The organism is Microvirga subterranea (assembly GCF_003350535.1).
Classification (GTDB): Bacteria; Pseudomonadota; Alphaproteobacteria; order Rhizobiales; family Beijerinckiaceae; genus Microvirga; species Microvirga subterranea.
Genome location: NZ_QQBB01000006.1, coordinates 1 through 11,656, shown reverse-complemented (window position 1 = coordinate 11,656; position 11,656 = coordinate 1). Strand labels below are relative to the sequence as shown.

General features: G+C 63.8%; 14 protein-coding genes and 1 pseudogene. 9 read left to right on the top strand and 6 right to left on the bottom strand.

The features are described from left to right. Nucleotides 1–21: 21 nt before the first annotated feature. A complete protein-coding gene (locus DES45_RS15565) occupies nt 22–690 on the bottom strand; it encodes a trna delta -isopentenylpyrophosphate transferase (protein WP_114770951.1) in 669 nt (222 codons plus the stop codon). Nucleotides 691–1,051: 361 nt separating this feature from the next. Here DES45_RS15565 and DES45_RS15560 point away from each other — a divergent pair, with 361 nt between their 5' ends. After that, complete coding sequence (locus DES45_RS15560) at nt 1,052–1,702, top strand: hypothetical protein (protein WP_114770950.1); 651 nt, start codon at nt 1,052–1,054, stop codon at nt 1,700–1,702. A 10-nt stretch (nt 1,703–1,712) separates the two neighbouring features. Here the strand turns inward: DES45_RS15560 and DES45_RS15555 are convergent, their stop codons facing one another. From DES45_RS15555 to DES45_RS15545, 3 genes are read right to left on the bottom strand one after another with little or no spacing between them, the layout of a single operon-like run. After that, nucleotides 1,713–2,711 (bottom strand): metallophosphoesterase family protein, encoded by a 999-nt coding sequence (locus tag DES45_RS15555; protein ID WP_114770949.1) that lies wholly within the window; start codon nt 2,709–2,711, stop codon nt 1,713–1,715. Continuing rightward, complete coding sequence (locus tag DES45_RS15550) at nt 2,708–4,528, bottom strand: AAA family ATPase (protein WP_114770948.1); 1,821 nt, start codon at nt 4,526–4,528, stop codon at nt 2,708–2,710. Before DES45_RS15550 ends, DES45_RS15555 begins: the two co-directional genes overlap by 4 nt. After that, on the bottom strand, nt 4,528–4,824 hold the full coding sequence (locus DES45_RS15545) for a hypothetical protein (protein ID WP_114771291.1): 297 nt from the start codon (nt 4,822–4,824) through the stop codon (nt 4,528–4,530). Before DES45_RS15545 ends, DES45_RS15550 begins: the two co-directional genes overlap by 1 nt. A 289-nt stretch (nt 4,825–5,113) precedes the next feature. Here DES45_RS15545 and DES45_RS15540 point away from each other — a divergent pair, with 289 nt between their 5' ends. From DES45_RS15540 to DES45_RS15520, 5 genes are all read left to right on the top strand, one after another. After that, nucleotides 5,114–5,719, top strand: a complete 606-nt coding sequence (locus DES45_RS15540) for a hypothetical protein (protein ID WP_114770947.1) — start codon at nt 5,114–5,116, stop codon at nt 5,717–5,719. A 5-nt stretch (nt 5,720–5,724) separates the two neighbouring features. Continuing rightward, nucleotides 5,725–6,120, top strand: a complete 396-nt coding sequence (locus DES45_RS15535; protein ID WP_114770946.1) for a hypothetical protein — start codon at nt 5,725–5,727, stop codon at nt 6,118–6,120. A gap of 35 nt (nt 6,121–6,155) precedes the next feature. Then, nucleotides 6,156–6,431: a hypothetical protein gene (locus DES45_RS15530; RefSeq protein ID WP_114770945.1), complete on the top strand. Its 276-nt coding sequence runs from the start codon at nt 6,156–6,158 to the stop codon at nt 6,429–6,431. Between the two features lie 127 nt (nt 6,432–6,558). After that, a complete protein-coding gene (locus DES45_RS15525; RefSeq protein ID WP_114770944.1) occupies nt 6,559–6,972 on the top strand; it encodes a VOC family protein in 414 nt (137 codons plus the stop codon). Between the two features lie 173 nt (nt 6,973–7,145). After that, entirely contained in the window at nt 7,146–7,649 is a 504-nt protein-coding gene (locus DES45_RS15520) for a single-stranded DNA-binding protein (protein ID WP_114770943.1), read from the top strand. 69 nt (nt 7,650–7,718) lie between these two features. On the opposite strand, the gene DES45_RS15515 is transcribed toward DES45_RS15520, so the two are convergent. Further along, on the bottom strand, nt 7,719–8,630 hold the full coding sequence (locus DES45_RS15515; protein ID WP_114770942.1) for a hypothetical protein: 912 nt from the start codon (nt 8,628–8,630) through the stop codon (nt 7,719–7,721). Nucleotides 8,631–8,761: 131 nt separating this feature from the next. Here DES45_RS15515 and DES45_RS15510 point away from each other — a divergent pair, with 131 nt between their 5' ends. Beyond that, nucleotides 8,762–9,202 carry a CoA-binding protein gene (locus DES45_RS15510; protein ID WP_210271863.1) on the top strand — a complete coding sequence of 147 codons (441 nt, stop codon included), beginning with the start codon at nt 8,762–8,764 and terminating at the stop codon, nt 9,200–9,202. A 167-nt stretch (nt 9,203–9,369) separates the two neighbouring features. Next, nucleotides 9,370–9,789, top strand: a complete 420-nt coding sequence (locus tag DES45_RS15505; protein WP_114770941.1) for a hypothetical protein — start codon at nt 9,370–9,372, stop codon at nt 9,787–9,789. Nucleotides 9,790–9,873: 84 nt separating this feature from the next. On the opposite strand, the gene DES45_RS26090 is transcribed toward DES45_RS15505, so the two are convergent. Further along, nucleotides 9,874–11,238: a glycosyl hydrolase gene (locus DES45_RS26090; protein ID WP_281024092.1), complete on the bottom strand. Its 1,365-nt coding sequence runs from the start codon at nt 11,236–11,238 to the stop codon at nt 9,874–9,876. Nucleotides 11,239–11,459: 221 nt separating this feature from the next. Here DES45_RS26090 and DES45_RS15490 point away from each other — a divergent pair. Next, a pseudogene (locus tag DES45_RS15490) lies at nt 11,460–11,656 on the top strand (porin family protein); the annotation flags it as partial.

Here is an 11,656-nt window from a genome sequence, read left to right as displayed (position 1 = left end):
CGGCGGGAGTTGTGAAAAGCCTCAGGCCGCCTTCTTGGTCGGCCAGCCGAGCTCCACGAGCCGTGCCTTGGCGAAGTCGCGGATCTCGTCGCGCACGCCTTCCGGCAGGTCGTTGAGGATCTTCTGCGTATCGGCATGCAGCATCAGGTCGGTGACGGCGTTGATGGACTTCGCCTTCGTGATCTTCTGCTTCAGGTCAGCTTCGACCGAGGTATCGGATGCTGCCACCTCGACCTTGGTCTTGTCGGCCTTTTCCGTCTTCTCGACCTCGACCTGCTGATCGCCCGCCATCGGACGGCTGTTCTTGAACTCGTCGGCCTCCTCCTCGGAGTAGACGAGGCCATGCAGCTCGATGAGCTTCAGGATGACGCGGTCCTTGGCACGTTTCTCGGCCATGGCATAAACGTAGGCCGCCTGCTTGCCGGAGACGCGGTAGTTCACGCCGATCAGGGCCTCGCCGATCGACCACTCGACACGCTCGCCCATCCGACCGGTGACCAGGATGACTGCTTCGTCCCGCTCGGCGCGGACGATCGTCGGCGCATCGAACTGGATCTTGGCCTGAGCGGCGACGCGCTCCAGAGCCTTGTGGTAGATGACAGCCGTTCCCTGGACGCGCCAGACGTTCCCGGCCATCGGTTCGCCGAACTTCGCAAGCACCTCGGCAATTTTCTTGTCTGTCGTATTCATCTCGGTTCCAACTTTCAAAGGAGCCCGCAAAAGAAGGTCTCGCGCTCTTCTCGAACCATCGTGGCTCGGCCGGCACGTTCGTCATTTGTTCTATACCAAATCGGGTGCCGTACGTCCAGTTGCAAGGCAGTATTCCGCCCGCTCAAAACCTTGATTTTCAAGGTCTTAAGAGGTCGCGTCCTTTTGTCTCAAGTGCACCTAAAGTCAAGCTTTCGGCTCCGGCCCCGAATCCTGGCGCAGGATCTTGAGGGGATTTGACGTCCGCGTTTTCGTTCTATATTTGTTCCTGTCGTTTCATTGACTGAGAATTTTCCGGCGGCGCCGCAAGGCCTCGCTTTCCGACATTCAGCTGGAGATACTGATGTCCGCGCAAGCCATTCTCGATCTTCCGGCCCGGCGCCCCTCCCGCCGGCCCGCATCCAGGCGGCCCCAGCGGAGCCATGGGGCTCCGGTGACGCGCAACGGCCTGATCGCGGACTTCCTGGCGATCTGTGAGCTCGACCCGGAAATCGAGGCCTTGAGGGCTCCAGCGGATCCCGCCGAATTCGACATCGGCGACGGGATGATCGCGCACGTGGCGGATTTCGAGATCGTCCGGGACGGCACGCCCTACCTCATGGACGTTCTGACGGACGAGGATCTGGCGAAGCACCCGATGCGGGCTGCGGCGCTCCACGGGATCGCGGCCGCCGACGGACGTCTGTTCACCATCGAGACCGCGGCGAGCATCCGGGCCGAGCCGCGGTTCACTACGATTCGCCTCATCATGGCCTGCAAGCGCACCCCGGTGACGGCGGGCGACCGGGTACGGATCCTGCACCAGCTCGACGAGAACGGCACCATGCGCTTGGTCGATTGCGCCAGCGCCGTCATGAACACGGCGGATGGCGTCGCGGCCGTGCTGGCGCTGGCCTGCGAGGGATTGATCGCGGTCGACATCAGCCGTCCGATCCTGCCGGAGACGCAGGTGCGCCGCCGCCGCTTGCCCTACACCGACCCGTTCGGTTTCTAGAGCCGAAGCCTCATGAACGGGCGTGCCGCTCGACCGCCTCACCGAGCAGGGAGCGTACGATCGCACGCACCACGTCGGGCGTATCGTCCTGCATGAACTTGGCCTCGATCTCGTCGCGAACGATGGAGCCGTCGCCACTTCGCTTCAACTCCGTCGGGGACTCCGCCTGCAGCAGGGTCACGAAGGCGCTCTCGACCTCGCGCGCAACGACGGACCCGTCCGCGGCATCGACGACGCGTCCGGTCAGATCGAAGACGTTGGTTTCGAACGGAAGCGGCTGCGCTTCGAGGTCGCCGGCCGCATCGAGGATCCAGGCGCGCGGCACGTGATCGACGAGATCGACAGACTGCCGCGTGATGTTGCCGGGATTGAGCCAGCGGGTGCGGCCCGCCAGCACGGCCTTCTGAGTCTTGTGGATATGGCCGTTCACCAGAACGTCGCAGCCCTCGACCGCGAAGGGCGGCACGGCTCCCGGATATCCGCCCTCGAAGGCGATGTCGTGGTGGGTGAACCAGGCCTGGAGGTCGACGCCGGCGAAGGAGCCGCGCACGTCGGTGGGAATAGCTTGACCGTAAGGCGTCATGCCGACGCCCAGCCGCCGCCCGCCGAGTTGAACCGTGACCACGGGAGCGGATGAGGCGACGACGTCGACCACATCGCACAGGCCCAGAAGCGCCAGCGTGTCGCCGTCGGTCAGCGTCGTGTGCTGGATGTCGTGATTGCCCACATTGACGATGGGACGGTGCCGGAAGGTCTTGAGCGTGCGGATGAGCTGGTTCTTCAGCGCTTCGTCCGTTTCCACCGGACGGTCGAAGAGGTCGCCCAGGATGACGACGGCGAGTCCCCGCTCATTGGCGATGGAGACGCAGCGTTCGAGCTTGGCGAGCACGGGGAGCGGCCATTGCGCATCCTTGCGTCGCCCGGGACGGCGCGAGCCCACATGCGGATCCCCGATCACGAGGATGCCGTTGCAGGAGACGGGGTCGAGCTGTTGTCCGGTCAGGATCATGCGGTCAATCGTTCCACAGGAGGATGGGCGTGATGGGTGAGCAGGTTCTCGGCGCTCACGGGCGAACCGCAGGTCGGGCACAAGCCGCCGGTCTCCTCGACGAGGCGCGCCATGTCGGCTTGAACGGCTGAAAGGTTCTCATCGATCTGCGCCAGCCGCCCCTGCGCTAGGGCGACCGTGCTGCGGAAGTCGGAAAGCCGAGAGAGGATGTTTTGTGCTGCTGTCGGATTTTCAAGGGCCGGAACTGATGACGGCAGGGAGCGGAGCGCATCGAGCCGCAACCGGCTTCGCGACAGGGCCTCGGTCAGCCGCAGGACCTGCCGTCCGATGCGCTCCCGCTCGCGCGAGCGTTCGACAGCGCTCGCCAACGTGGCAAGCCGCTCGGGCTCGGGAAGCTCTGCGGTGGCCTCGGCGCGCGCTCGTGCTCTGGCAAGCGCCTCGCCCAACCTGGCCAGGGATTCGGCCCGTCCCTGCAACCGCTCGAGACGGTCGACGGACGCCTTGATGGCAGACGCCTGCCCTCGCGCGGCTGCGACATCGTCCTTGATGGCGCCGAGCTGATCGAGATCGACCAGCGTCTCGGTGAGGCCGATCAGCTCCCGCTCGCCATTGCGCACGAGGGCGTTGTCGCGGGCGCAGCGTTCGCGGTGGATGACGAGCATGTCGCGGATGTAGCTCGCCTCCTGTCCGATTGACAGCACGGCGGAGCGGCGCGAGGCGGTCTCGCCCAGGAGGAACACCGGAAACTTTTGATGCGCGATGTGGACGTCGAGATCCTCCACCTTCCGGATCTGGAACAGGTCCGCAACCCAGTCCGGGACGGCGCGCCCGCCCGTCTCGTAGCGCATGCCCTGCTCCTCCACGATCGAGCCGTCCCGTTCGTGAAGGGACCAGATGTTGACCGGCGTCCGCTTGGGCTGGCGCACGAAGCGAAGGGTCCTCCCTGCGGCAACGCCGATCTCGACCATGGCGGATTTCGCACCCGCGCGCACGAGGCTGTCGCGCGCCTCGCCGTAGAACACGGCCCGCAGCGCTCGGATGAAGGTCGACTTGCCGCGGTTGTTCCGGCCGATCAGCGCGTTCACCCCAGGTGTCAGGGACAGCATCGCATCCTGGTAGGCCTGGACATTGACCAGCCGGATGTAGCGCAGGCCGGGCTGGACGTCGTTCCAGGCGCTGCCGGTGTCACTCGAGACCACATCCACTCCCGCGAGGGGCTCGCCTGCGATCCGGGCGATGTGAAAATGACCGGAGAACTGCGACAGATCGTGATGCGAAACGGCCAGGCACTGCACGCCGAGACGAGCCGCGCCGTCCTCGAGCACCCGATAGAAGGACGAGACGCGATCGGGCGCGATCCAGCAATCCGCCTCGTCGAGAGCCAGAAAGCGGGCGACGTCCGCCTTCACGACGGCGATCAGGCGCAGGGCCATGCCGATGACGTTGGTGAGCGCGCCGCCATTGTCCTCCAGCACGTCTTCGAGCGATCCGTCGGGACGGGCTACGCAGATATCGAGCGAGGCAAGCCCGCGCTCCGTCGAGAGATCGAGCGCCACGGGCTTCTCGCCGGGCAGGACCTCCTGCACCAGCGCCGTCAGCAGGGTTTCGAACGCCGCGAGATTGCGCCGGCTGGCGCTGCCGTGCACGGCTTCGATGAAGGCCTCGACCTCATCCTTCACGGCGAGGCGGCCCTTGGCGAGTTCGATCTCGCGCGTCAGCTCCTGGACCCGCGCCGTCACCGCATCGCGGCGCCCTTCCAGCCGCGCGAGAGAGGCCTCAACGCGTGCGACCTCATGATCGATGGCATCGACGCGCATCAGCGCTCGCCCCCAAGCTGCTTCAGCCGAGCCTCGATACCGCGCAGCGCAGCACCGAACTCGTCGACGAGCTTGGCATTCTGCGCCAGTGCGTCCTCGATCAGGGAGCGGATCCGTTCCTCGTCGTCCGTGCCGAACTCGGCCCGGGCGAGCTCGCGAGCCTGCTCCAGCTCGCGCGTCAGGCGCTCCACCTCACCTTCCGCGCGAATCCGCTCGGCGCGCAGCTTTTCGAAGGTCGCGCGCATCTCCTCGAGCCGCCTGAGACTGTCGGATTCCAGGCGCGTCAGACTTGTCATGTCGAGAAAGCTCCACTGCATTCCAAGGGCCCAGCTTCAGTCAAGCTGGACGGTAAGATCGCTCGAGACCTTCGCCTCAATTTCGGCCGGATGATAGACGAGTTCTTCAATCCTGGCTCCTCATCCCCACATAGTCGTCATTACTCCAAGATTACAGTCCTGACCGGCACACTTTGCTTGACACGCAGGGTGCTTGCGTTATGTTCTTGGTTTGTTCCAGTTGCGTGAGATGCATTCGAGATTTGGCGGCAATGAGGCGGGATGAGCCCGCTTCCGGAAGGGTGTCGACATGACGGCGATGGTTGCGGAACGTCCGGTCTTCGAGAACGAGGAATGGCTCGTGACGGAGAGCGGACTTGAGCACAAGACGACCGGATACTTCATCGAGCGCGAAAGCCTGGCCAATCGCCGTAGCGACGGGCTTTGGACGTGGCCCCTGCAGATGGCGGAAAAGAGCTGGTGCGCCATGCGGCCTTTCGCAGAAGCATTCTCCCGGGCGGCCTCCATTTACAAGGTGGAGACCAGTGCCGAGTTGGAGCAGAGCTTTACCCTAGCCCGCCAGGACGTTTCGGCTTGGCCGCATGGAGCAAAACGAAACACTCCGCCCGCTCCATTGACGAAACGAACCTTGCATCCGATGGGGCCCAACCCCATCTTATGGGAGCCGGAACGCGGCGAAAAATCCGTGAGAGATCAGGATGCTAGCGGAAATGGCAAAGGTCCGCGCAAGCACGCCCTGAAGGGTGCGCGGGTGTTTTCCGCGAAAGCGCGCTCCAGCGTCTCCCAGGCCGACTTCGCAAGATCGACGGCGTTGGCCTGGCGGACATCGTACCGGCTCGAAGGGACTGGAACGAAGCTCGTTCGGCTGCTGCAGGCGGCTTGGACCATGAGGTGACTCCAATGCCAAGTTTAAGCTTCGACGATCGGAGCGGCTTCGGCCTCGTGCAGGATGAAACCTGCTCCGCACCCAGGACGGCGGATGAGTTCGCAGAGCAGATCATTCGTACGATCTGCCATGCGAGCGTGACCCCATCGGTTGGCCGCCGCACCTTCGAGCGCTGCATGCGGGCTCTGGACTTCGGCTCGACCACAAGGCTCGGTTTCCGGCACCCCGGAAAAGCCGATGCCATCGACAGGATCTGGAGCGAGCGTGCTCGCCTCTATGACGAATACCTCACGAGCCCCGACAAGCTCGCTTTCATCGCGACGCTTCCGTGGATCGGGCCCGTGACGAAACATGCCCTGGCGCGCCGGCTCGGCCTCGTGGCCGAGCATGAGCATCGGGCTGTGGCCTGAACCGCAAGAAGAACGACAAGAAGAGGTCTCATCGAATGTCCAAAGTCCGAGCAAGCAATGTCGGCTTCTGCGTCGTCGACAGCAATGCCGACGTGATCGCCGACAACCTGGTGCACCGGATCCGTGAGGCGGCTGGCGAGATGGAAAGCCAGGTCAACCGCCTCTATCGCGGCCGCGAAGCCTATGATCTTACCGAGGGTGCCAAGCAGGATCTCGAAAAGGCAATCGAGCGCCTGACGTACATGGCCAAGACCCTGCGCGAGGTTAAGGCCGAGCAGACGAAGGTCGTCTACCTGCAGGCCGCCGAGTAACGTCTCCGCAATTTACAATCGACGAACGAGCCGTGAGCCTGCCTCACGGCTTTTTTGTTGTCGGTCCGCAGTGGTCTCTTCGAACCTCTGGCGCGATAGTGGACGTGCAGCAGAGGGAGAATTCAGCATGCCCAGGTTGGACGGGGTTCTCGAGACCGCGCTCTATGTCGACGATCTGCCGCGCGCGCGACGCTTCTACGAGGCCGTCCTCCAGCTGAAGCCCATCTTTTCGGACCACCGACTCTGCGCCTACGACGTCGGAGCGCGAACCGTGCTCCTGCTCTTCAGGCGCGGAGGCTCGACGGAAACTGCCGTGCTCCCGGGTGGCACCATTCCGCCGCACGACGGCAGCGGACCGGCGCACATGGCTTTCGCCATCTCTGCGGACGAGCTCAAGCCATGGGAGGAGCACCTCAGCCGGCACGGCATCGACGTGGAGGGACGCACCACCTGGCCGAAAGGCGGCACGAGCATCTATTTTCGCGATCCGGACGGCCATCTCCTGGAACTCGCGACGCCGGGCCTCTGGCCGACCTATTGACACGGTCGCACGAAAGAGCGTCCGGCGGCGGCCGGTCAGAAGCTCCCTCTTGCACAAATGTCGGAACAAATATAGAACATTACGTGATGTCCCTGCCAGGGACAGGAGAGCGTCAACGGACCCGTACAGGCCGGCTCCAGCCGGCCTCGGGAGAGATGAAGTGGAGAGCCGTTATGGCAGGCAGCGTGAACAAAGTGATCCTGGTGGGCAATCTGGGGCGTGACCCGGAGGTGCGGCGGCTGAACTCGGGCGAGCCGGTGGTGAACCTGCGGATCGCCACGTCGGAGACCTGGAAGGACAAGGGCACGGGCGAGCGCAAGGAGAAGACCGAGTGGCACTCGGTGGTGATCTTCAACGAGAACCTGGCGCGCGTGGCGGAGCAGTACCTGAAGAAGGGCTCGAAGGTGTACCTTGAGGGCCAGCTGCAGACGCGCAAGTGGCAGGACCAGCAGGGGCAGGAGAAGTACACGACCGAGATCGTGCTGCAGCGCTTCCGGGGCGAGCTGACGATCCTGGACAGCCGCGGCGGCGGGGGAGCCTCCGAGTACGGGGACGAGGAGCCGGGCCAGGTCCGCAGCGGCGGCGACTTCGGACGATCAGCCCCGATGGACCGCAGGCCCGAGCCGGCAAGCTCCGGTTCTCGCTATAACGACCTCGACGACGACATTCCGTTCTAGGCCTCGACCGGCCAGAACCTGATGAGTTCGGAATCCGGGCCACGGCCCGGATTTTGCATTTGGCGGCATTCAAGCATCGGCCGGGGATTTTCTCGCCTGTTCGCGGGTGCGCTGGGCCCGCTCCACCTGCCGCAGCCGGCGGGCTCGGTCCTGCAGTTCGTCGCGGCTCGCAGGCCACCAGCCCCTGATCGGACGCAGGTCCCCCCCTTCATCTTCCGGCGCCGGCTTTGCCCGATAAACCTCCTGAAGCCAGGGCAGTCGCCATCTGGCCCAGACATACCCTCCCGTGTCCTCCGGCAGGTGCGGATAAAATTCCCGTACGGCCGCATCTGTAATCGGCTCGGCCTCGATATCCTCAAACACGACGACACCCCAGGTGAAGGTCGTGACGGGACGATCCAGAGGGGGAAGATCGTCGCCCGGGACGGGATAGCGCCGACGCCTGCGCTCGGCCTGGACGCGTTCAAGCTTGCCGGAGCCGTGGCCCGCCTGCTCCTCCCGCCTCCTTCGCCGCGCCTCCGGCTCGTTGCGACGCGCGGCCTCCTCAATCTCGGGCCAGCGCCTACGAAGCTCCTCATAGGACCGGAACGGAACCCGCCAGATGCGATTGTGCGAATCCCACCAGGCCCAGGGAATGGCCCGCATCACGTCGACGATGGTGCGGGAATAGGGTGTCCTGACCTGGAGGTCGTCAGCGACGGTGAGATAGGGGCTTGCCATCGGATCGAACGCGAAGGCATCCCGGCCCTTGGCGTCGGCGTAGCGGTCGAGCGTCTCAAGTTCCTGCGAGATCCAAACCTGCAGTCGCCGAGCCGCCGTCGTGCCGGGGACGAACCACCGCTCCTCCGCTCCACGCCAGCGTGCCCGGGGAAAGGTCTCTCGGAAACGGCGCACCAAATCGCGATCATAGGGGAAGGACGCGTAGGCGCCTGGCCTCTCGCTGTCGGACGGAAACACCTGAAACGCGGATGAAAGCTCCATCGCCTGACCTGCCGGCCGCCTCCTCTGAGAAGCCGTTCTATGGAAACAACCGGCTGGCCGGCCGTTTTGATCCCGCCTCGTCCATGGAACCCGCCCGTCGGGCGTCCATTGGTGAGAGAGAGGCTCCTCCCATGCAGATCCAAGCTCCGATCGATCACGGTGCGTACCCGCCCGATTACCTCCGCGACATCCTTGCGCGGACGAGAACCATCGCCGTAGTCGGCGCGAGCACCGATCCCTGGCGACCGAGCTTTGGCGTCACCCGCTACCTGCATCAGGCCGGCTATCGGATCATTCCCGTGAACCCGACAGCCCTGGGACAGAATCTGCATGGCGAACCGTTCCGCGCCCGCCTCCAGGACCTCGGCGAGCCCGTCGATCTCGTGAACGTCTTTCGCCGGCCGGAATACATCCCGGACGTCGTCGCGGACACGATCGCCATCCGGGCCCCTGCCCTCTGGCTTCAACTCGGCATCGTGAATGCGGTTGCGGCCGCGCAGGCTGAGGCGGCAGGAATCCAGGTCGTCATGAACCGCTGCATCAGCATTGAGCATTCCCGCCTCATGCGCTGAGGGCGATGCCGTTCTCCACAGGCGGCGGGATCGGGCACAGGAACCGTCAAAATCGTTGCTCGGAAAGGCGTTTCGCGGGCTCCTCCGGTCATTCCATCAACAATTCATTAACCATAATCGAGCATTGTCGAGGAACGGCACGTATTGTTTCCGGGAGGTAACGGCTGATGGCGGAAAAGAGCTTCGCCGAAACGATCGACGAAAGGCTTGCGGCGATCGAGCGGATCGTTGCCCTGTTGACCGAGGACGGCGGACAAGCCGACCTGCGGGATCTGCGTGTGCTCCTCATCGACGTGATCGGCCTTCTCAAGCGCGACCCGGGCGTCGAGGCTGCGGTGGATGACCTGTATGCGGCCGCACGGTGCCTCGTGGTCGATCGCGAGGTGGGATCGCAGCCGCAGGCCCGCAAGCTGCGTCTGCTGCGGGATGCCCGGCAGCGCTTCCATGACCGGCTGATTGCCGCCTCCGAGAAGGTCGGCCCCGACGAGTATCGTGAGCTTCAGGGCGCTGCCGCCGTCTACGCGGCCCACATGTCTCCCCGTGTGGTCCAGGTCGATCTCGGCTGGTACCGCAAGCTGTCAGCCTAAGAGGAGCGGGGCGCGGCCGCTCTGTCGGCCGCCTTGCGCCGACAGGCAGGATCGTGTCGTGCCGAACGATCGGCTCACGACCGTTCAGACGAAGAAGAAATCCTTGTGCGTGAGGGTCGTGCCCTCCCCCTTCTGAAGCTTGATTGTGGCGATCTCGACCATCTGCTTCGAGCCCGACCCGTCGACATCCCAATAGAGCTTCTTGGTCTTCGGATTCCAGATGAAGAAGTCGTCCTTGTCCAGGGCCTTGTCGCCGACCCGGAAGAAGCTCGCCTTCAAGGCCACGGGCGAGTCGAACGATGGAGCCTTGCCTTTCAGGTAGTTGGCGATGGTCTTGTTCGTGAAGGCCGCATCGTCGAACCAGAGCGAATCATACTTGGGTCCGAAGTCGTAGATCGTGTCCTTGTGCTTGTTGGCCACGGTCTTGCTGGTCAGCTTGGTGTCGAACACGAAGGCATCTTGGCTCAGCTTGCCTTTGCCGCCATAGAGCTTGTCGCGTCCCGCGCCACCGACGAGAATATCGTTGCCCCCCTCGCCTTTCAGGGTGTCGTTGCCGGCCTGGCCGAAGATCTGGTCGTTTCCGTTGCCGCCGATGATCGTGTCCGCCCCGGCGGTGCCCGTGAGATAGTTCTGGTCGAGGACACCCTTGATCGCCCCTCCGACCACGACGTGGTCCACGATGAGGCCGGTCAATTCCGCAAAGACGCGTCCGACCGGGGTGAGATTGTTGTTGGCGTCGAAAAGGCTGCTGTTGAGATACCATCCGTCGCCGCCTTCATAGGCTGCGAACCATGACTGCCTTTCGACGAACGGCAGGTCGTCCATCATCTCCGAGCCGGCGCGGGCGAAAGCCGCCTGCTCCGCTGCGGTGAACCGGCCGGGGTTGTTCCAGTCGGCCAGAACCCATTCGGTCACCCAGATGGGCTTGTTGTATTGCTTGTGAACGGCCTCGAGCCAGGCCTTGAAGGCGTTCACGTCCCCGTCGGTCGAATAGTAATGGACCGAGATGAAGTCGACTCGCAGGCCCTGCTTGTCGGCCTCTGCCATGAACCGGCCGAGCCAGGAATCCTGGCCAAGGGCGCCGTTCTTGGTTGTTGCAGGCGATCCGAGACGGAGGCCGGTCGCCTGGAGCAGAGGCCAGAGCGCGATGGCCTGCTCCACCGACATGTTCGCTTGACGAAGGTCGTCGGGCTCGTTGAAGCCGAGGAGCGTCGTCGCCCCGGAGGCCTTGATCTGGGCCAGTATCTGTTCGATCGCGAAGGTCTCGTCCCAGATCATTGGAACGTGATGGGTCCTCTCGGGCGTGGCATCGGCATCCCAGAGCGCGTGGAAATCCCAATTGTAGTACCAATCGAAATTGACGCGATCCACGTCGTTGAGGGCAGTGCCCCGATCGTCCTTGTCCCAGAGACTGATCCCGATCTTCTCGGGGTGATCAATCGAATGCATGGCGCACGCTCAGAAAGCTTTCGTTTCCTATAAGGAACACTACGCCACAAGCGTCACAGGCTTACAATCGAGAGCTCGCAGGATCGTTAATTTGCAAGGGTTTCAGGGACAGAATAGCTGTGGATAATGATACATTATCAAGTTTCATTACCTTACGTTACCCTTTCTTAAGGTTAACGCCCTAGGACTCACGCCGCATCGATCTTCAATGGAATCACGACATGAGAACCCTCCTCCTGACGACCGTCGCCCTCCTGGGCCTCACCGCCGGCGCCGGCGCGGCGGACCTTCCGGGCCGCACGGTCGACTTCCCGGTCGTCGCCGCTGTTCCGGTTTTCACCTGGACGGGTTTCTATGTGGGTGTGAACGCCGGCTACGGCTGGAACACCAACAGCGATGACCGCTACTACGACCCGAC